Here is a 21,055-nt window from a genome sequence, read left to right as displayed (position 1 = left end):
GCACAGCGTGCGAAGCATGCTCATGACCTCCGCCTGCCCGGCGGGGGCGAGTGCGGTGGTGGGCTCAGCGGCGAGGAGCCGCGGGGGGCGTGCGGCGATCGCCTGGGCGATCGCCGCACGTTGCCTCATGCCGCCGGACAGCTCGTGGACGTACTGGCCGAGGCGCTTTTCAGGCTCGGGCATCCGAGCCTGTGCCAGGGCCTCGACGGCCCGCCGTCGTGCCTGGTCGCGGCTCGTACGCTCGTGGGCGCGGACGGCATCGACGAGCTGGGTGCCGATGGTCAGAAGCGGGTTGAGGGCGGTGCCGGGGTCCTGGAAGACCATGGCGACCCGGTTGCCCCGCACCTGCCGCCAGGAGCTCCGGTCGAGGGTGCTCAGGTCGGTGCCGTCCAGCAGGATCGTTCCCGTGCTCTCGCACAGGGGCGAAGGCGGGTTGAGGCCGAGGAGACTCAGGGCGGTGACGGTCTTGCCAGAGCCGGACTCACCCACGATGGCGAGGGTCTGGCCGGCGTCGAGGCGCAGGCTGACGTCGTCCACAGCCCGTACGGGCGGTTCGCCGGAACTGCCGTGGAAGGTGACGCCGAGGTTCTGGATATCGAGGAGGGTCATCGCGTCGCCCTATGCGCCGAGACGGGCGCGCTCGAGGCGCCACTGGCCGTCGACGTCGAGTTCCAGACCCTTGAGCCTGCCACTGTGGATCAGCGGTGACTTGGCCTGGTGCAGGAAGACCCAGTAGTTGTTCTGCAGGATGCGGCGCTGGACGTCCACGTACGCCTGCTTGCGCACAGCACGGTCGTCCGTGCTCAGGCCCTTGTCCAGCAGTGCGTCCAGGGCGGGGTCGTCCAGGCCCGACCAGTTGCTCGGCCCGGTACTGGCGAAGTACGGGTCGAACGACAGCGACGGATCCAGACGGGGTACGTCGACGACGAGGACCGCCGCGTCGAAGTCGTGCCGCTTCATGCGCTCCAGCTGGGTCTGGAACTCCAGCACCTCGACCTTCGGCGCGAACCCCGCAGCTGTGAGCTGGCTCTGGAGCAGTTCTGCGACGGTGGGGTCCGGGGCACGGCGACGCGCGAGGAGGGTGAGCGGGACCGGGCCTCGCAGACCGGCCTTCTCCAGGGTGGCACGGGCCTTCTCCGGATCGTGCGGGAGAAGGGCCAGCGAGCCGTCGTAGAACCAGTCGCGGCTGGTGGCGAAGGAGGGCGCGAGGTCGAAGTCGCCGCCGGCCGAGGCCTTTCCGACAGCGCCGCGGTCGATGGCCATGGCGAAGGCGGCACGCACGCGCGGGTCGCGGAAGGGGCCCTTGGTGACGTTGAGGGAGGCATAGTAGTTGCGGCGGACGCCTTCGTCCTTGACGGTGATGCGCTTGTCGTCGGCGAGCTGCTTGTACTCCTCCGGGGGAAGGGCCCGGACCAGCTGCACGCCTCCGGTGAGCAGTTCCGCGCGCAGCACCTTGGCCTCGGTGACGAACCGCAGGACCACCTTCTCCAGGCGGGGGAGGGGTGTGCCGTCCTTGTCCTTGTCCCAGTAGGTCTTATTGCGCTCGGCGCTCAGCTGCACCTTCGAACGCCACTGGCGGAAGGTGAAGGGGCCGGTACCGACCGGCCTGCGGCCGAAGTCCTTGCCGCTTTTGGAAAGGGCGGCGGGCGAGGCCATCATCCCGGGCTCGTGGGCCAGCTGGGTGAGCAGCAGCGGGTCGGCGCTCTTGAGGGTCAGGACAACGGTCCGGGCACTGGTGGCCTTCACTTCGGCGACGGAGGCCAAGGCGGCGGTCTTGGTGGAGCGGGTGACGGGGTCGGAGATCCGCTTCAGGTTGGTGACGACGGCTTCCGCGTCGAAGGGGGTGCCGTCGTGGAACGTCACGCCCGTGCGCAGTTCGAAGATGATCTCCTTGTCCGTGACCGTCCACTTCACAGCGAGCGCCGGCGCGAGCGTGCCGTCGCGGCGCTGGCGCAGCAGGGAGTCGAAGAAGAGGTTGAGGACGTTGCGGTCGGAGGAGATCGCGGAGCTGAGCGCCGGGTCGAGGGTGGTGGGCTCGTTGTCGAAGCCGGCGGTCAGAGTTCCTCCGGAGGCTCCGCCGGAGGGACCGTCGGAGCTGTCGCACCCGGAGAGGGCGGCCACCGCGGCAGTGGCGGCGGCACTGGCCAGGACGGCGCGGCGTGGCACGGGATGGGCGGATATGGGCATGGCGAAGCACTTCCTCTGTGCGGGGGAGAAAGGGGGGAAGGCGAGGAACGAGCAGGAGGAGGGAAGGGAAGAAGGGCCTCAGCGCGAGGGCGCGAGTTCTGGGCGGTGCGAGTCCAGCGCGTCGCGCAGAGCGTCCGCGAGCAGGTTGAACGCGGCGACCGTGAGAAGGATCGCGAGCCCGGGGAAGACGCTGAGCGACCAGCTGGCGTTCAGGTGATCGGTGCCGCTGGCGACGATCGCTCCCCAGCTCGGCTGGGGCGGCTGCACGCTGAGCCCCAGGAAGCTGAGGGCAGCCTCGGCCATGATCGCGGTGGAGACCTGCAGGGCGGCGAAGACGAGCAGGGTGCCCGCGAGGTGCGGCAGGAGGTGGCGGCGCATGATCGCCATGCGGCTCACCCCGACGATCCGAGCAGCAGATACCCACTCGCGGGTGCGCAGGGAAAGCACCTCGCCCCTGACGACACGGGCGAACCGCGGAGTGGTGACTACGGCGATCGCGATGAGCGCGTTGCGCAGCCCGGGCCCCAGGGCCGCCACGACGGTGAGGGCCAGGACGAGGAGAGGGAAGGCGAGCAGACCGTCGGAGACCCGCATGACGAAGGAGTCCACCCAGCCCCCCCGGTACCCGGCGACCAGGCCCAGGACTGTACCGAGGACGAGAGCCGCGCCCACGGTGATGGTGGCCACCCCCACCGTCACCCACGCACCGGCGACGATGCGGACCAGCACGTCCCGGCCGATCTCGTCGGTGCCCAGCAGGTGCGCGGAGCTCGGGCCGGCCAGAATCCGGCCGGTGTCGGTGGTGGCCGCCGCATCGGACATGAACGGCGCGAGGGCGGCTGCCAGGAGCAGCAGGAACAGCAGGGGTGTGGCGAGGTGGGCGCGGCGGTCGCGGAGCAGCCGGTCGAGAACCGGTCTGCGGGAGACTTTCGGCACGAGGTCGATGGCCATCGGTGCTCCAGGGGATGCGTACAGAAGGTACGGGGGCGATGTATTGCGTCCGTGTGGCGTGCACGGAGAGGCGCGGGGCGCGGACGGGTCAGTACGTGATGCGGGGATCGAGCCACGCGTAGACCAGGTCGGCGAGCAGGTTCACCAGGAGGACGAAGACGACGACCATCAGCACCGCGCCCTGGACGACGGGCAGGTCCCGGCTGAAGACGCCGTTGACGATCAGGGTCCCCATGCCGGGAAGGGTGAAGACGGTCTCGGTGACGACGGTGGCGCTCATCAGCGCACCGATCTGCAGGGCGACGACCGTCACGACGGGGACGATCGCGTTGCGCAGGGCATAGATGCCCACGATCCGGCGTCGTGAGAGGCCCGACGCCTCGGCCGTGCGGATGTAGTCCTCGTTGAACGCGGCGAGGAGGGCGGCACGGGTCTGGCGCATGGTCACCGCGGCGATGGTGGAGCCGATGGTGACGGCCGGCAGGACCATGTGCCGCAGGTTCTCCACCGGGTCCTGGGTGAAGGGAACGTACCCCGAGGGCGGGAGGACCTTCAGCCACAGGGCGAAGACCAGGATGAGCAGTGCGGCGAGGTAGAAGTGCGGAGTGGACAGGGCGAACAGACCACCGGAGTTGAGCACGGTGTCGGTCCGGGTGCGGCGGCGGACCGCCGCGAGGACTCCTGCGGGCACACCGACGAGTAGCGCGAACAGCAGTGCGATGAAGCCGAGTTCGATGGTGGCGGCGAGCCGGTCGGAGATGACCGCGCCGACCTGCTCGCCGGTCAGCCAGGAGATGCCCAGATCCCCTCGGCCCAGTGCGCCGAGCCACTGGGTGAATTGCTGCCAGAGCGGGACGTCGAGGCCGAGGTCCGTGCGGAGTACCGCGCGGTCCGCGTCGGTGGCCTCCGGGCCGAGGATGGCGAGGGTCGGGTCGCCCGGCATCAGCCTCAGGAGCAGAAAGAGGACCAGGGAGACGACGAGAATGACGGGGATCAGCTGGGCGATTCTGCGGATGAGGTATCCGGTCATGTCACCGGCTCCGGTATCGGGGGGATGGGGTCGGGTGCGGCCGTACCGCGCGGTCCCGGCGCGTCGGTGAGACGGCGCAGCCAGCCCAGGCGCGGCGCGGGGGCCAGGTCGTAGGCGTAGAGCACGAGGGAGCCGGCCCCGGCGGCGCGGGCACATGCGGCGACCTCGGCCAGCTGCCGCTCGTCAGCGGTGCGGTCCGCAGCCAGGTTCCAGCCGGCCGCCACCGGGACGCCGGTCCGGATCGCCTCCTGGATGTCGCGCCGCAGTGCATCAGTGTTCCCCGACAGATCGGTGACGGTGAGACCGTCCGCCGCTGCGGCGAGGGCGGCGAGATCCCCACCGGACTTGCCGTCGCAGGCGTACGGGTCGACGGTCGCGCGTACGGAGACGGGCAGGCCTCCGGCCGCCGCGACCGCTTCCTGCACGAGGGCGGTAGTGACTCGGGAGCGGACGGCGAGGACGGTGTCGTGCAGATCGGGGTTCAGAGCGGTACGGAGGTCGGCGGCAGTGTCGCCGGCCGGCTGCGGATCGGTGAGCTGACTCCTGAGCGAGGCACGGACGGTGCGGGCCAGGTCGGGCACGTCGATGCCCGAGTCGGCGAAGAGGTCGGCACAGGCAGAGCAGAAGCACACCGAGAGCAGCCAGCGGTCGGCGGGGCGCAGGGCGGCTCCGAGTTTGTCGTGGGCACTCTGGTGCTGCCAGCCGAGGTAGCCGAAGGCTTCAAGTTCGAGGCCGGTGACGCCGGGGCGGCGCGCGGTCCGGGCAACCAGATCGGCGGCGTATGCGCGGACCTCGGACCTGGCCGGGCACAGCGCATGCAGGTACGGGTGTCCGAAGGCATTGCGCAGGGCCGACTCGGGGCGGCGGGTTGCGAGGCCGGACTGGTGGAGTCCCACGAGCCAAGCCGTCACGCCCACACCGGACTTCAACAGTGCGGTCGAAGCGGTCGTCGCCTCGTCACCGAGGACTGGCAGTGCCAGTCCGTGGACGTCCTCGCGCAGAGCGGAAGGAGTGTCGCGAGGCGCGGAGGGCTCGTCACGGAACCATCGGCCCGCGCGGAAGTCGACCACGGCGCAGGGGTCGCTGGTCGTCAGCAGCCACCGTCCGCCGTGATATGCGAACGCCAGGCGGACGCGGTCCACTCCGTGACCGGCCAGCAGGTCCGCCCCAGCCTGTGGATCGCTGCGGAAGGACAGGGGATGGGCGAAGACCTCGACCTTCACCGGCCGGCCCCGGGGACGTCTCCAAGAGCGCCGGAGAGGTTCTGCATGGCCTTGTCGATGTGAGCCCTGGTGAGCTGTTCGGCGAGCGGGCCGTCACCTTGCTCCACCGCCTGCAGGATCGCCGCGTGCTCGGCGGCCTCCTCCTCCCAGGTGGCGCGCAGCCGCCACCCGAGGCCGGCTACGAATGCGGTGAGGTCCTGGAGCTGGTCGAGGAAGCCGCAGAGGAAACCGTTGTGGCAGGCGGTGTAGAGCTCGCGGTGGAATCGCCGGTTCGCGATTCCGAGGCTCCGGGTTTCGCCCGAGCCGATGAGTTCGGTCGCCTGCTGGAGGGCCTGGCGGGCTCCGGCATGGGGCGCGGGGCCCAGACGGACAGCGGCCAGTCGTACCGCCTCGGGTTCGGCGGCACGGCGCGCGGTGTAGAGCTCCTGCACCAGGCGGTCGTCGGGACGGCGGACGCTGACACCCTGATAGGCGTTCACCTCCACCAGACCAGTGGACTGGAGCTGCTTGAGCGCCTCGCGCACAGGGGTCTTGGAAACCCCGTACAGCTCGGCGAGCTCTCTCTCGACCAGCGCTTTTCCAGGCGGGAGCGCTCCTTCGAGGATCGCCTGCCGCAATGCGTCGCGCACCCGGTCGGTCCGGGAGACGGGCTGGCCGAGAGGTGGCAGTGCGGCGGGAGCAGCGAGTGTCGCGCCGTTCGTTTCGAAGTCGATCGGTGGCATGGCGGCATGGTGGTATACCAGCATGCCAACTCACAACCCCTCTGCGAAACTTCTTTGAAACGACCCCCTGTGTGTAAGGGGCCATCACTGAAGAGTGACGCCCCATCAGGAGATTTACGGCCGGTCCGGGGTTGCGCCCGGTTTCCGGCTCTGCAAACGTCGTCTGCGCAACCTGCCCACCTGCGGGACTTCGGAGAGCGAGCGCACAGTCCACGACGGCCCGGTACCACGCCCGCGCACCGCGGCACCGGCTCTCCCCGCATGCGACCTCCCACTCGAAGAGAGCGGCTGTCGATCCCCTCCGCCTGGACAAGCTCGGCGACCGGACACATCATGAAACGCACGCACATCTGAGCCAGCATCGACGCAGGCAAGACTCACCACTGCGTCGCGATCGACAAGAGCGGCCACCGGCTGCTGTCCCGACGCGTCGCCAACGACGAGCCCGAACTCCTCGCCGATGTCCTGTCCCCGGGGGACGAAGTGACCCGGGGCATTGACCCGGCCGACAGCGGAGCCACTCTGGTCATCGGCATCCTCCTCAACCACGACCAGCTCGTGAACTGCATCTCCGGTTACGCTGTCCACCGTGTCTCCGAGAGCTACCGCGGCGAGGGCGAGACCGACACCAAGGACACCGCCGTGATCGCCGACCAGGTCCGCATCCGCCGCGACCTGCACCTCTTTACACGCCGACGGCAACATCTTCATCGACCTCAAGATCCTCACCGGTCGCGGCACATATCTCGTCGCCAACCGCACCCGCATCGTCAACCGGCTCCGGGCCCAGCTGACCGGGATCTGCCCGGGCTTGGATCTCACCAGCAAGAGCCCGCTGACCTTGCTGACCGGCTACCAGGCCCCGCAGCCACCCCCGGGCTCGGCACCAAGCGCCTGGAGACCTGGCTATGCAACCGCAAGGTTCTCCGAGCCGATCAGCTCGCCAAAGCCGTGGTCGAACGCCGGCACACCAGCCTGCCCGGTGAGAAGCTGACCGCGCAGCCGAGGCATACGCCGGCCAAGGAGGCGATGGCCCTAAACGAGCAGGTCGCCGACTCGACAGGCTCATCGAGGCCGGTTTTCGCGACCACCACTACTTCGAAGTGACTACCGGCATGTTCGGCCTCGGCATCATCCCTGGGGCCGAGTTTCTGGTCGCCACCGGTGGCGAGATGTCCGTCTCCGAAACGACCGACCACGTTGCCGGCTTCGGTGGCGTCGCACCGGTCCCGCGCGACTCCAAAAAGATCAGCGGCAACCTGCGACGATCGCAATGCTGCAACCAATGGCTCAACGTGTCCTCTGTACTTCCGCCCTCGTCGGCATCCGGCGGTCCGACGAGTCCCGCTGCTTCTACGAACGTAAACGCGCCGAAGGAAAGCGCCACATCTAAACCGCCCCCGACCTCACGCGCCGCCGCGTCAACGTCCTCTGGGCCCTCCTTCGCGATGAATGGTGCTACGAACTCACACCACCGACGGCCCTCGCGGCTAGTCAGACCCCCCTTGGGAATCACACTGATGAGGTCATACCCATATTGGGTGCATGACCCAAGAATCTGTAGTTGCTCCATGATGAACTGGCTACACCCGTGCCACTTTGCGTCCTGTTTCACTCGTACGGCTCGATTTTGCGTGCAGAGCCCGGGTAGAGAGCGTACCGTTTATCCTCGATCGGTATGACGGAGGTATCCGTGCCCGAAATGGACGACCCCTACAAGCCCGGCACCCCATGCTGGATTGACCTGATGGTCCCCGATCAGCGGGCGGCGCTGGACTTCTACTGCGGCCTGTTCGGATGGCAGGGCGAGGTTAGGTCTGCAGAGACGGGCGGCTACGCCATCTGCACCCTCAAGGGCAAGCCGGTCGCCGGAATCATGAAGGTGATGAACCCGTACGGGACTGTTCCCGACCCGCTGCCGCCGACGGTCTGGACGACGTACCTGGCGACGGACAATATCGACACCACCGTGAAGGCTGTCACCGATGCAGGCGGGACGGTCGTGATGGGCCCGGTCGACATCATGGACCTCGGCCGGATGGCCTTGATGGCCGACCCGACCGGGGCCGTCGTCGGCCTGTGGCAGGCCGGTACCTTTGACGGCATGGGCATCGTCAACGAGCAGGGCGCGCTCATCTGGAACGAGCTGATCACCGCCGACCTGCCGTCCGCCTCAGCGTTCTACTCCGCTATCCTGCCCATCACCACGCATCGCTCCGAAATTCCGGGCGCCGAGGACTCCATCGAGTTCCAGGTCGACGGGCGCGCGGTCGGCGGAATAACAGACTTGTCCAAGCTGCCGCCTGGCCTACAGCCGCATTGGCAGGCTTACTTCCACGTGGACGACGTGGACGAGATCCAAGCCGCCGCCGTTCGTGCCGGCGGCTCGGTCCTGGCCCCGGCTTTCGACATGACGATCGGCCGGATGGCAGTTCTGGCCGACCCCCAAGGCGGCTCGTTCGCCATCATCACTGTGCTCCCCGGAAGCCCCCGCCTGACGTAACCGGACGCCCAGACAACGCCGCCTCCGAACGCCCTCAGGTTGCTGTTGTCTCTGAAAATTGCCCTTCCGGTCGCCGAGAGGGGCAGATGCATCACGATCGCCACTGCACCGAGTTGGTTGGCGAACCGCTGGGCTGGGAGCAAAGCAACATCACTGGCCCTGACCGCACCATTCCGCGATAGGGCTCCGGGCCGAGCTGTCATGGCTTGGTATTGGGGGACTGGAGTTTCAGTTCGCTGTAGTGAGTTGCTGCTTTGTCAGGCGGAGCAGGTATTGGTCAGGTGCAGTCATGTTCCGAGCGTATTGATCGGTTTCATTGAGTGTTGTTCTGCGGTTATCCAGTACAGAGCGGTATCCGTTTTGCGGGGGCGCCAGATGCGATGGGAGCCGGGGCGGCTTCTGTAAGGACGGCGAAGACGAGGAAACGGACCCAGCCATCGCAGGCCAGATGAACCTTGCTGGTCAGCTTGCCACCGGACCTGCCGGGAGCCGGGTTGCAGAGCTCCTTTTCGTCACGCGCCCGGCAGGACCCGAAAGAATGGGCCTGAGTGGCGGACAGTTGAGGTGCGGGAGGGCGGGGGTGCTGCCAATATGAGCGGTACCCCCTCCTTTACCGGCCCGGAGTGTGTCCCATGCCCCGCCCGCGGATTCTCGTCATCGGTGCCGGCTTCGCTGGCGTGGAGTGCCTGCATCGGCTTGAGCGGTTGCTCAAGCCCGGGGAGGCGGAGCTGGTGCTTGTCTCCCCGCACGACTACCAGCTCTACCTGCCGCTGCTGCCGCACGTGGCAGCGGGCGTCGTCACCCCGCAGTCGGTGGCGGTCTCGCTGCGGCGGCGGTTGCGCCGCACCCGCTACGTGCCGGGGTTCGCCCTGGGGGTGGACACCCGGCAGCGACAAGTGAGCGTGCGCACCGTTGAGGGCGCCGAGTGGGAACTCGGATACGACCACCTGGTGCTGGCCGCGGGCAGCACTACCCGGCTGTTCGACATCCCGGGCGTCACCGAGCACGCGCTGGGGATGAAGACCCTGGCCCAGGCCGCGTACCTGCGCGACCACGTGATCGGCCAACTGGACGCGGCCGCCGCCACCACCGACCCGGCGGAACGGGCCGAGCGGCTGTGCTTCGTGGTGGTGGGCGGCGGATATGCGGGCACCGAAACGGCCGCCTGTCTAGAGCTGCTCACCCGGGAAGCAGTGCGGCGATTCCCGCACATCGACCCGTCCCTGCTCAGTTGGCACCTGGTGGACATCGCACCGCGGTTGCTGCCTGAGATCGGTGAGCGGCTCGGATCGGCCGCGATGGCGGTACTACGCGGCCGAGGCATCGAGTTCAGCCTGAACACCAGCGTGGCCCGAGTAACCCCCCGGACAGTGGAGCTCACCGACGGCAGGACGCTGCACACCCGCACCCTGGTGTGGACGGCCGGCGTGGCGGCCAGTCCGTTGGTGCATACCGTCGACACCGACTTGGTGCGTGGACGGCTGGCGACCACCGCCGAGCTGACGGTACCCGGCGCGGATGGCGTGTTCGCGGTAGGAGACGCCGCCGCCGTCCCGGACCTGGCCAAGGGGGACGACAGCATCACACCGCCCACCGCGCAGCACTCGCAGCGCCAGGGGAAGGCGGTGGCCCATAACGTGGTCGCGGGGCTGCGGGGCACGGCGATGCAGCCGTATTTCCATCGCGACCTGGGACTAGTGGTGGATCTGGGCGGCGGCTACGCGGTCTCGCGACCGCTGGGCGTGGAGTTGAGCGGCCTGCCGGGGCAGGCGGTGGCCCGTGGCTACCATCTGATGGCTCTGCCGACCGTTACGGCCCGCACCCGGGTGCTGGTCAATTGGGCCCTGAACGCCACTACCGGCAGCGACTTCGTCAGCACCGGCTTTCAGAAGGGCCGCCCGGCCACACTGCCCGACTTCGAGCACACTGATGTGTACCGCCAGGCCTAACCGGTCCCGCGGCACGCCGGTCTGGATCGGGCCGGCGTTGACGACAACGGTCTTGGACCGCTTGCCATTGCGCGAGTTGCCGCCGTTGTTGCCGGCCGGATCGCGCCTGTCATGGCTCAGGCGGCCTATCAGCTCACCCTCGAGCGCGGACTCCAGCAGCCGTTTCGTCAGCTGCTGAAGCAGCCCACCTTCGCGGGTCAGCTGTAGGCCCTCAGCCTGGAACCGGGCCACGAACTCGTTCAGGAATTGATCATCCACAGCTGCAGGCACAGCCCCTACTTCAGATGCAGTGGCTATGTTCTCACTGTTCACAGGCGGACTCTCCCACAAACGGATGTGCTGGCGTCGGCGGTGGTGCAGCGAGTGACGTCGAGCCCTCTGTCTTGTGGTGGCCGGAACTTTCGGTCAGACCGGTCGGGCTGGTGCGGCCGGCAGATTGAACTGGCGGCGGACGATGGCGTCGAAGACCCTGCTGCCGGCCAAGCGCCGCAGGTGCACCATCGCTTTTGCGGCCGGGGTGATGATGTACCGGTGCCGGGGGTGACGCGCTCGGGCCGCATGCAGGACGGCTTCGGCGACCGGTTCGGGGGTGGTCGATAGCAGGCGGCTGCGGTATCCGGAAGCCATGACCGCACCGGCGCTGTGGTTGAGATCCGCGTACGCGTTCTCATGTGCCGTGCCGGTGCGCGGAGAACTGCTGGAGGTGAGGGTCGTGGCGGCGGTGTCTGCGAAGGATGTTCTGATCAGACCAGGTTCGATGAGGCTAACGCGGATGCCGAACGGTGCGACTTCGACGCGCAGGGCGTCGGTGAGCGCTTCCAGGGCGTACTTGGAAGCGTGGTAGTAGCCGCCTGCGGGGAAGGTCAGCCGGCCTCCCATGGAGCCGACGTTGACGATCCGGCCGCGGCCCGCGCGGCGCATGCCCGGCAGGACGAGCTGGATGAGGCGGGCCGCTCCGAAGACGTTGGTGTCGAACTGCTTACGGACCCGGCCCATGTCGGTCTCCTCGACGGTGCCGTACTCGCCATAGCCTGCGTTGTTCACCAGCACCTCGACGAAGCCGTGCTCGGCCTCGATCCGGCGGACTGCCTCAGTCATGGACTCCTCGTCCGTCACGTCCAGAGCGAGGATGTGGGCTCCGGCCTCGGCGAGGGCGGCGAGGGTACCGGGACGCCGGGCCGTGGCGTAGACGATCGCGCCGCTGCCCAGGAAGGCGCGGGCCACGGCCGCGCCGATGCCGGAGGAGCATCCCGTGATCAGTACGGGACCGTTGATCGAGGTGTTCATGGTGCTTCCTTGCGCTGGTGCACGGTCGCGTGGGGAGTGAGCATGGACCAGATGGCGTCAGATGCCTGCTGCCGGGCGGCCCGGGAAAGGCCATTGCCGACTCGGGCGGCTTTCGTCAGGCCGACGAACGCTCCGAAGACCATGGTGATGAGCAGGTGCGGATCCGCCTGTCGCAGGACGCCGAGGCGTTGTCCTGAGCGGATGAGGTCCACGGCGGGGGCCTCGGCCTCCCGGGACGCCACCAGGCTGGTGGCATCGAGGTAGGAGGCGTGCTGCTGGTGCTCCAGGAAGGCCAGGGCCTGTGGATGCTGGTCGGCGAAAGCAACGAGATTCGTCCACATGACCTCGTAGGCCTCGAAGACTTCCCCGGCGCTCTGTGGCAGGAAAGCGCCTCGGGCAAGGTAAGAGGTGAAAAGCCGCTTGGCGTCCTGGTAGACCGCGTTGGCCAGAGCCTCCTTGCTCGGCCAGTAGCGGTACAGGGTGCCCGCCGCGACGCCTGCCGCACGCGCGATGACCGGCACCGGTGCCGCTGCCACCGTGTGCTCGGCGAACACCTCGAGAGCCGCCCGGAGGATCTGCGTCCGCTTATCACTCATGAATGAATGTTCATTCATAAGTGCGGATGTGTCAAGTGATCGGCTTTCGGTTCTGCGCCGCTTCTGTGTCATCGGCTTACTCGGCTCATGCCAGCTCGCACTGTGCTGCCGCGCGGACAGCGGCCCGGAGTGTGTGCCTGTGATCATGAAGGGTGCTGCCCGTCAGGCCGTCGAAAGTTCCTTCACCAGTGTTTTCGCAAGTGTTGCGATCATGGAAGATTGCGCCTGTCACCAGCGAGAACGTAGAGACACCAAGGGAGACCAGGGCCCCATCGGCGAGCGTGGATGACCGGTTCCTGAACGAGTTCGTGGCCAGGGCCTGGGCCGGGGACCTGCGGTTGACAGGCAAGGACAGTCTGCTCCAGCAGCTGACAGTCATGAAGTATCCCGGTCAGGGCGAAACACTCTTCAACTCAAGAGACGGTCATCCAGCGACGAAGAGGGCGGGGCCCGAAGCGTGAAAAGTGTTATGCCCGGGGCACCCACTCGTCTACTACTGCGACAACCGCCCACCGGAGCAGCCACACCTGCTCTCGCCCGAGGATGTATCGCATGCGACATGACAGGCCCGACAGGACCAACACGTTTCCGGACCGCCGCACGGTGGAGGCGGCCCGCGACGGAGACACCCAGGCAATTGAGCGGCTCACCGCGGGCGTCCTGCCGCTGGTCTACAACGTGGTCGGGCGGGCGGCGGAGACCGACCTCGACGTCGACGACATCGTGCAGGACACCATGGTCGCGGTGATCCGTGCGCTGCCGGACCTGCGGGACACGGCGAAGTTCCGCTCCTGGCTGGTGTCCATCGCGGTCCGCCAGCTCACCGACGCCCGGCGTCGGGCGCGATCCGGCCGGCTGACGACACTGGAGCACGCCGACGAACGGCACGCGCCGGAAACCGACTTCACGACCCTTTTCCTGCTGCGGCAGTCGCTCTCCGCCGAGCAGCGGCAGGTCGCCGCGGCCACCACGTGGCTCGACCCGTCGTACCGAGACCTGCTGTCGCTGTGGTGGCTGGAGGCGTGCGGACGATTGTCCCGGAAAGACATCGCGGTGGCCATGAACCTTCCGGCGGCCCATCTGGCGGTCCAGGTGCAGCGGATGAAGGCCCAGCTGGACGTGGCGCGGACGGTCGTGCGAGCGTTGTCCCGCATCCCGCGCTGTGCGGAGCTGACCGAGCTCGCCGGCCCGGATGACCCGATTCCCAGCCCCTTGCTGCGCAAACGGCTCGCCCGGCACCTGCGCTCCTGCGAGCCGTGCGGTCATCCCGCCGGCCGCCTGGTCCCGCCCAAGCGGCTGCTCGCGGGCCTCCCCCTGCTCGTACCGGGCCGCCCGGGAGATGCTGAAGCGGCTGGGGCGACGGGATGGACCGAGTCGGCGGGGCAGTCGACGCTCGGCGAGGCGGAGGGTCCGGCGAACCCTCTCGGCGAGCCGGGCCCGGGTGCAAACGGCCCGGTTGAAGCCGGCACCGACGGCGCCGGGAACCTTACCCACGCGGCCCCACCCGCCCGGCACACCGCTCACCGGCCTGCACCCCGCGGACACGGCCGCCGCGCGACCGGCGACCCGCGCGGCGACCACGGTGTGTTCGGGGGGCTCTCCGCCAAGGCGACGGGTGCGACCGCCGCCGCCGGGGTGGCCGCACTCGTCGCGACGGGCCTCGTCATGGTCCCGTCAGGAGCGGAAGTCCCTGCCGGCGCGCGAAGTACGGTCTCCGGGGCAAATGCGTCGACGACGACCGCGACAAGGACGCCCACACCCGGCAGCGCTACCCCGCGCGCCGCTGGGTGGGCCGCACCCACGGAAAGCCGCACCCCCGCCCCGTCCCCCGTCGCCGCGCGCGTCCTGCGCACGTCCCTACCCGTGAAGACCCCCGCCCCGACCTATTTCGTGAGCCCCGGCGGCAGCGACTCCAACCCCGGCACGTCGGCCGGATCGCCGTTCCGCACCCTTCAGAAGGCCGCGGACATCGCCGGCCCCGGCGATGTCGTGGCCGTCATGAACGGCACGTACACCGAGCCCCGCAAGGGCTCCAACGTGCTGACCGTCAAACGCTCGGGACGCCCGGGAGCTCCCATCACCTTCACGGCGTATCCCGGCCACCGGCCGGTCCTGAACCCCAAGACGGCCTGGAACGGCATCAGCGTCTACGGCGCGTCCCACGTCGTCATCAAGAACCTGGAGGTCAAGGGCAACAACGCCGCCCTGTCCCTGGCCGACGCCGAACGCTCGTCGAGCAAGACCGACCCCACGTACAACACCAACTGCATATCCGTGGAGAAGAACCGGCAGACCGGCGCGTTCGCCCACCACGTCGTCATCACCGGCAACCTGGTACACGACTGCGCGGGTGGCGGGATCTCCGCGATCGAAGCCGACCACGTCCACATCACCGGCAACCACGTCCACTCCAATGCCTGGTTCACCGTCTACGGCACCAGCGGCATCTCCGTCCTCACTCCCCGAGACACCGACGGCGGCGAGCCTGGGACATACAAGATTCGCATCACCGGCAACCGCGTCCATGACAACGAGACCAAGGTCAAGTGGGAAGGCTGCGGCTGCTATTCCGACGGCAACGGCATCATCATTGACACGACGAAAGGCGACCCCGGACGGGGAAGGCCGGCCTACAACGGACGCGCCCTGGTCGCCGACAACATCAGTTATGACAACGGTGGTTCGGGCATCCACGCCTACAAGAGCCAGCACGTCGACATCGTCCACAACACGGCCTACCTCAACGGCCGCAGCACCCGCATCGAAAAGCCATACGCCAACATCTTCGCCCACGACAGCACTGACGTACGGCTCCTCAACAACATCGCCTATGCCCGCCCGGGCCAGGCCACCAACAGCAAGTCCCGCAATGTGAACGTCACCTACGACTACAACGTCTACTTCGGCGGTAAGACACCCGAGACCAAGGGCCCGCACGACATCATCGCGGACCCGAGGTTCACCGCCCCCGGCAAGGGCCCGGACGCGGACTTCCGGCTTGCGAAGGGCTCACCCGCCATCGGCTCCGCCACCCCGTTCCCGGCCCTGACCACCGACTTCACCGGGGCGACCCGCGAAGGTGACGCACCGGACCGGGGCGCATACGGTTTCGGAGCCGCCGCGGGTGGCGGTGACGTGTCGGTGCCGGGGCAGAAGAGCCCGAACGCGGATGCCGGCGAGCCGTCCGGTGGCACGGATACGGGTGCTTCGGCCGGTGCGGATACGGCTGACGGCGCGGGGGCGAAGACCGGTGCGGACGCTGCCGGCGCTAAGGGTGCGAACCCCGGCGCGGCCGGTGACGACGACTCCGGCCTCACGGCCCACGGGGGGAGCGAACCGCTGGCACAAACCGGCGGGTCCGACCCGATGCTGCCGCTGGGCGTTGCCGCGGGCGTCCTGGTCGCCGGAACCGGCCTGCTCGTGTTCGCGCGGCGCAGGCGTTCTTGACGTGTTCGGGCCATCCCCGGCGCTGCCCCAGGGATGGCCCGGATGCCAATTGGGATGAGCAAGGTGAGGCCGGACTTCCCGGCCTCGGCCTGGTCGTATCTTGCCAACAGGGCGGCGATGTCAACCGCACTTGTTCCTTGACAGCGGTGCGACAACTGTCAGATCGGAGAGTTCGCCGTTTATGCGAGGGCCTGTGGGTGGTCTTCGGCGGACCGAGAGCTGTACCTGCCGAAGACCTGGACGTCCGACCGTGAGTGCTGCCGGGACGCGAAGAACGAATGTGACCTGAACCAGTCGAGGTCCGTCGATAGGCGGGCCGACACCGGCGCATGATCCTGACCATGTTCGCCTACGCCTTTCTTGCCGGCTCGGCCGTGCAGCACCCACGATCGGTATCCGATGCGGCCATAACCGCCCGGGCCGTCGAATACGCCGCGGCCGGCCGCAACAACGCTGACGCAGTGCTCAGCCCGGTTTCCCTGACTGGACGTACCTCACCCCTCACACGCGCGCTGAGCCGCCTGCCCATCCCGCACACCAAGAGTCAGGCCGTATCAAAGGGACCCTGACTATGACACCTGCATAGCATCGGGCCCCGGCCAGCCTGCCGGGGCCGGGTCTGTCAATCGAACGGGTCTTTTCCGTAGTCGGTGGTGACGGAGGGTGTGGTCAGCCCAGGAGGATGCGGTGGCGGAGGAGGGGGAAGCTCGCGCGGCCGTACATCTGGCGCTTGATCAGCTTGGTTTTGTTGTTGACGCCTTCGGTGCCGCCATTGTGGTGCGGCAGGGTGAGGGCGGCATCGACTGCGGCGCGGTCCTTCTCAAGGCCCCGGGTGAAGGCATGCAGGTGAGGCAGGTCCTCGGCCTGGGCCGCGGTGATCCAGGTACTCAGCAGAGCGGCATTGCCGTCGGCGGGATCCAGTAGCGCTGCGAAGCGGTGGATGAGATCGGCCAGAGCCGTCATCGCGTGGCAGGTGGTGCGGGCAGCCTCGATACGTTCCCGCTGATGGTCCTTGAGGCGGTCGGAGCGGGTGAGCAGGTAGCGGGCCAGGCGCCGGGGCGAGAGTGCGGGCCGGTCGGCCTCGACACGGCCCTGGTTGATGTAGCGGACCAGCAGGTTCGAGCTGCCGGTGTAGCCCAGATCCCTGATCTCCCGGAGGAGATGGGTGACGGGGACGGCCGGATTCTCCAGCCGGCGTCGGCGCAGGTGGTCGCGGTAGGGATCCACCAGGGTGGGCCGGTACTCGGGGGCGCGGATGAGGCGCTCGGGCTCGGCAACGCGGTCGTAGCGCTTGACGGTGTTGAGAGCCAGGTTCATGCGGCGCGCGCACTCCAGAAGTCCGACTCCGCGCTCGCGCAGGGAGTGGACCTGCTGCCGGCGCTCGCGGGTGGTGGCGGCCTGTCTCCCCTCGGCCGGGGGCGGTCCCGCTTTCGCCCAGCAGGTGCTGTGCGCGGCAACTTCTTTGCGGACGGCCTTGGCGAGGTTGTGCCACAGGTGCCAGCGGTCGCTGATCTGGACCGTGTCGGGCAGGGCTCGTCGGATCGCCTCGGCGTAAGTGGCCGATCCGTCCCGGCACACGGCCTCGATGCCCGGATGCTCGCGCAGCCAGGCTTCCAAAGTGGCGGCCTCGCGGCCGGGCAGTACCTCGATCCGCTGGCCGGTCTCGGCGTTGATGACGATCGTGGCGTAGCTGTGCCGGCGCCGCAGGGCGAAGTCGTCGACCCCGATCACCCGCGGGATCCGCACCACCGGCAAGGGCACCCGCCGCAGCAGCCGCAGGGCGGAGGCGTACGACACGGGCACGGCCAGAGATCGGGAGAGTCTGGCGGACGCCCGGCCGCACAACTCCTTGACCAGCTCGGAGAGCTGGCTGGTCAGACGTGTGGTGCGGCGCTGATGGCGCTCCAGGAGCCCGTGGACCTGCTCGCGGAAGGTCTGCCGACCGCAGCCCCGGACCGGGCAGACCATCCGTCGTATCCTCACCCGGAGCACGACCTGCCGGCCGTCGACCGGAACATCCCGCACCGTCCGGCCGTGATACCCGTGGACCCTCCCCGTCACCACCCCGCACACCGGACAGGGAACGGGAACATCCCGGGTCCGAGCCGAAACCCGGACTATCTCGCCACCGTCCGCCACATCCTCGATGACCAACGCCGGCAACCCCGAAAACACCGTTCCCACAAGCGCGTTCGCATCATGCACGCTCAATGATCACAGGCGAGCACTCACCGTCACCACCGACTACGGAACAGACCCCAGTAGACGGTGTAACTGGTTTGGTTGTTGAGGTCAGATGCGGTTGTCGGTGAGGCGGCCGTCGAAGGCGATGTCAAAAGCCTGGAGGGCTCGCTTCCAGCGGGTGGTCCAGCGTTTGCGGCCGGTGCCGGTCGGGTCGAGGGAACATCACCGCGAGGTAGACGCACTTCAGAGCGGCGTTCTCGGAAGGGAAGTGCCCGCGGGCCCGCACCGCCCGGCGGATCCTCGCGTTCACCGACTCGATTGCGTTGGTGGTGCAGACGATCCTGCGGATCTCGGTGTCGGCGTACACGTGAACGTGGCTCTGGCAAGGTTTGCGTAGGCGGAGATCATCTCAGTGAGCCTCTTTCATCCTGAATAGTTGCAGGTCAGCAGGGTGTAGACGCCTTGGACGATGGTGCCGACGCGGCGGGTGGAGCCGGGCTTGGCGGAGGATGGGCCAGGACTTCAACTGTGCGAAGGTGCGTTCACCGGGCGCTCTCAGACGGGCGTGATCGCGGTTGAACTGCTTTTAATGCTCGGGCTGTTCGCGGTGGTTCTTGTACGGAGTACGGACGGTGGCGCTGGCGCCCTGGTGGGCGCGGTCGGCCAGGACGAGGACCTGTCTGGTGAGGCAGGCCTGGACGATGCCGTGGGCCCAGGCCGCGGTCAGGTCGTGGGTCCGGCCCGGCAAGGCCCGCGAGAACCACAGGGGTGTGCCGTCGGAACGGGCGATGACCTGCACGTTCATCCTATGGCGGCGGTGCTTCATCGAGTAGTACGGCTCGTCCGCGGCGATCCGGTCGATGGGAATCAGAGTGCTGTCAACGATGACGTGGTCGCCTTCACCAGGCCGACGAGGGCCTCATGCAGTCCCGGTGCCCACGCGGCCAGGACGTCCAGGGTCTCGTCGACGTAGCGCCATGCTGTCGCCTCTGACACCCAGAAACCGGCCCCCACCTGTGCGAACGTCTCGTTCTTCCGCAGATGCGCCAGCGCGAGCAGCGCTTGTTGGAAGCAACCCCGTCGTCGCCAGGGCGAGTTCAGTTCCCGTCGGCGTGCGTGGAGCAGCCACGAGACATGCTCGACAAGCTCATGCGGGACGTCCAGCGTGGCAGAATACGAGACCGACGAAGCCTCCGGCGCCGATGTGATGAGTGAGATCACCACATCAACGACGGAGGCTTCGCCATGTCACCTACAACCTCACTGACCTGCCCTTTCACCCTCTCGAGGCCGGGATGAAAGAGGCTCAGCGGGGCCCGTGGTCTGCTCATCGCTTGTGCGGAGACGGGGCCGACCGGGGAGCTTTCTGCCGTTGCTCCTTGTTCTTGGGCGCTTTTGACTTCATGGCTTGGCCCGGCGGTTGATGCGGAGGCCTGGCTTTCTTTCCGTCACGTGTTGTGGTGGCTGTGGGGCGGCGTGTGACCTCCGGTTCGGAGGACGGGCCGACCGAGGCCTCAGGTGTGACTTCGGGTGTGGTGGGAGACGGTGCCGCCCGGGACGCCGTGGTGCTCTTCCTTGGGGCTGAAGCAGCGGAAGGGTCCGGTTTTTCGGCGGGGGCACCAGTGGTCCGGGTCGTGCCTCGGTCATCGCCTTGGGGTCCGGAGCCACCGGTGACGGTGAGGGCGGTCACCGCGATGACTGCGAGGATGACGGCGGTGCTGGCCGCGAGGGTGCGTCCGCGCGTGGACACTCCTCCTGAAGCGGCTCGTTCTTCAGCGGCGGAAGGATGCGCGTGTGTGTCTTCTACCGTCGGTGACGACCTCCGGCCGGCGACGAGGCTCGTGGCGTTCGTCGAGGGCCCGTGCGCGGTGCGCGTTTTACCGGCCAGCGCCGCCAGAGTGCGCGCGCAGTCGAGGGCGGTGGGGCGGGATTTCTCGTCCAGGGTCGTCATCTGCCTGAAAAGGGTGCTCAACCGTTCCGGCAGCCAGTGGGGGAGTACAGGGCTCCGGTGCAGTCGCGCGATCGCGGATTCGAGGGGCGCGCCGTCGTACTCGAGCCTGCCCGTGAGACATTCGATGAGCACCAGGCCAAGGGTGTATACATCGGCGGGCCTGCCGACAGGGCGACCGAGGACCTGTTCGGGAGAGAGGTAGGCGGCGGTACCGACAAGGGTACCGGTAGCGGTGTGGGTGGTGGCATCCAGCAGTCGGGAGATGCCGAAATCGGCCAGATACGGACGGTGGGCGGTGTCCAGGAGGATGTTGGACGGCTTGACGTCCCGATGCACGATTCCCGCGCCGTGCGCGTGAGCCAGCGCCTCGGCGAGGTGGGCGCCGATCGCGGCGGTTTCTGCGAGAGGCAGCGGGCCTTGAGCGATGCGGTCCTTCAGCGTGCCGCCCTCGACGAGTTGCATGACCAGGAAGGCATGTCCGTCGTGCTGTCCGGCGTCATAGGCGGCGATGAGTCCGGGGTGATGCAGGCGGGCGAGGATGACGGCTTCGCCGTGCAGGCTCTCACCGATCCCGCCGTCGGCTCCGGACCTGAAGACCTTGACCGCTACCGGTCGTCTCAACCGCAGGTCGAAACCTCGGTGGACATCCGCGGCCCCGCCCGAACCGAGCGGTCCGTCCAAACGGTAACGGCCGCTCAAGATCTCGGCGGAACACCGGGAAACGGTGGTCCGGGCGAAATCGTGGAGCCTCATCGTCTCTCCTGCCGCGTCGACGGGTCCGTGTCCTCGGCGAGCCGTCGCCGGTGTGCTTCGGTGGGGCGGGTACCCCGGGAAAGCCCGAGCATCCCTACTTCTCGCGGATATGGACGCTCCGATGCTGTACGCCACGAACCGCTGCTCGACGTGGACCAGGGTCTCTTTGCGGAATGCTCGACGTTCAGCGGCCAGGCCCCACCTTTTGAATGCCGCCTCCCACCGGCATGTTGCGAGGTTCATGAAACGATCAGTAAGTGGACGCAGGACTG

General features: G+C 68.0%; 13 protein-coding genes and 4 pseudogenes. 4 read left to right on the top strand and 13 right to left on the bottom strand.

Annotated elements, in window-relative coordinates; translation table 11 throughout:
* The 6 genes from ACWGSR_RS22225 to ACWGSR_RS22200 all read right to left on the bottom strand — a co-directional run.
* On the bottom strand, positions 1–609 hold a 609-nt coding region (locus ACWGSR_RS22225), incomplete at its 3' end, for an ATP-binding cassette domain-containing protein (protein WP_453568379.1).
* Positions 610–618: 9 nt separating this feature from the next.
* Positions 619–2,187 carry an ABC transporter substrate-binding protein gene (locus ACWGSR_RS22220; RefSeq protein WP_453568377.1) on the bottom strand — a complete coding sequence of 523 codons (1,569 nt, stop codon included), beginning with the start codon at positions 2,185–2,187 and terminating at the stop codon, positions 619–621.
* Positions 2,188–2,265: 78 nt separating this feature from the next.
* Positions 2,266–3,138: an ABC transporter permease gene (locus ACWGSR_RS22215; protein WP_376246725.1), complete on the bottom strand. Its 873-nt coding sequence runs from the start codon at positions 3,136–3,138 to the stop codon at positions 2,266–2,268.
* A gap of 88 nt (positions 3,139–3,226) precedes the next feature.
* Positions 3,227–4,168, bottom strand: coding sequence for an ABC transporter permease (locus tag ACWGSR_RS22210; protein WP_376246722.1), 942 nt, complete (start codon positions 4,166–4,168; stop codon positions 3,227–3,229).
* The gene (locus tag ACWGSR_RS22205) at positions 4,165–5,391 is read right to left on the bottom strand and encodes a hypothetical protein (RefSeq protein ID WP_376246719.1); all 1,227 of its coding nucleotides are present in this window, start codon (positions 5,389–5,391) and stop codon (positions 4,165–4,167) included. Before ACWGSR_RS22205 ends, ACWGSR_RS22210 begins: the two co-directional genes overlap by 4 nt.
* Positions 5,388–6,113, bottom strand: coding sequence for a GntR family transcriptional regulator (locus tag ACWGSR_RS22200; protein ID WP_376246716.1), 726 nt, complete (start codon positions 6,111–6,113; stop codon positions 5,388–5,390). The genes ACWGSR_RS22205 and ACWGSR_RS22200 overlap by 4 nt, the downstream gene beginning before the upstream one ends.
* Positions 6,114–6,473: 360 nt before the next feature.
* Between ACWGSR_RS22200 and ACWGSR_RS22195 the strand changes: the two are divergent.
* The 3 genes and pseudogenes from ACWGSR_RS22195 to ACWGSR_RS22185 all read left to right on the top strand — a co-directional run bounded on the left by ACWGSR_RS22195 (position 6,474) and on the right by ACWGSR_RS22185 (position 10,565).
* Positions 6,474–7,662 (top strand): annotated as a pseudogene (locus ACWGSR_RS22195) (IS110 family transposase).
* A gap of 153 nt (positions 7,663–7,815) precedes the next feature.
* Positions 7,816–8,616 carry a VOC family protein gene (locus ACWGSR_RS22190; protein ID WP_376246734.1) on the top strand — a complete coding sequence of 267 codons (801 nt, stop codon included), beginning with the start codon at positions 7,816–7,818 and terminating at the stop codon, positions 8,614–8,616.
* Positions 8,617–9,248: 632 nt separating this feature from the next.
* A complete protein-coding gene (locus ACWGSR_RS22185; protein WP_453568374.1) occupies positions 9,249–10,565 on the top strand; it encodes an NAD(P)/FAD-dependent oxidoreductase in 1,317 nt (438 codons plus the stop codon).
* On the opposite strand, the pseudogene ACWGSR_RS22180 reads toward ACWGSR_RS22185, so the two are convergent.
* The 3 genes and pseudogenes from ACWGSR_RS22180 to ACWGSR_RS22170 form a co-directional block, all read right to left on the bottom strand.
* Positions 10,560–10,877, bottom strand: a pseudogene (locus ACWGSR_RS22180) (transposase); the annotation flags it as partial. The gene ACWGSR_RS22185 and the pseudogene ACWGSR_RS22180 overlap by 6 nt on opposite strands.
* 93 nt (positions 10,878–10,970) lie before the next feature.
* Positions 10,971–11,852, bottom strand: a complete 882-nt coding sequence (locus ACWGSR_RS22175; protein WP_376247199.1) for an oxidoreductase — start codon at positions 11,850–11,852, stop codon at positions 10,971–10,973.
* Positions 11,849–12,448, bottom strand: coding sequence for a TetR/AcrR family transcriptional regulator (locus ACWGSR_RS22170; protein WP_453568372.1), 600 nt, complete (start codon positions 12,446–12,448; stop codon positions 11,849–11,851). Before ACWGSR_RS22170 ends, ACWGSR_RS22175 begins: the two co-directional genes overlap by 4 nt.
* Before the next feature lie 603 nt (positions 12,449–13,051).
* Between ACWGSR_RS22170 and ACWGSR_RS22165 the strand changes: the two genes are divergently transcribed.
* Entirely contained in the window at positions 13,052–15,895 is a 2,844-nt protein-coding gene (locus ACWGSR_RS22165) for a sigma-70 family RNA polymerase sigma factor (protein WP_453568370.1), read from the top strand.
* Between the two features lie 669 nt (positions 15,896–16,564).
* Here ACWGSR_RS22165 and ACWGSR_RS22160 read toward each other — a convergent pair.
* From ACWGSR_RS22160 to ACWGSR_RS22145, 4 genes and pseudogenes are all read right to left on the bottom strand, one after another.
* Positions 16,565–18,100, bottom strand: coding sequence for an ISL3 family transposase (locus tag ACWGSR_RS22160; protein WP_453568467.1), 1,536 nt, complete (start codon positions 18,098–18,100; stop codon positions 16,565–16,567).
* A gap of 87 nt (positions 18,101–18,187) precedes the next feature.
* Positions 18,188–18,437, bottom strand: a pseudogene (locus ACWGSR_RS22155) (transposase); the annotation flags it as partial.
* Positions 18,438–18,502: 65 nt separating this feature from the next.
* Positions 18,503–19,303, bottom strand: a pseudogene (locus ACWGSR_RS22150) (transposase family protein).
* Between the two features lie 103 nt (positions 19,304–19,406).
* Positions 19,407–20,783: a protein kinase domain-containing protein gene (locus tag ACWGSR_RS22145; RefSeq protein WP_453568368.1), complete on the bottom strand. Its 1,377-nt coding sequence runs from the start codon at positions 20,781–20,783 to the stop codon at positions 19,407–19,409.
* Between the last annotated feature and the right edge of the window lie 272 nt (positions 20,784–21,055).

Source organism: Streptomyces sp. NPDC055632, from assembly GCF_053618675.1.
This window is presented reverse-complemented; position numbering and strand designations above follow the sequence as displayed.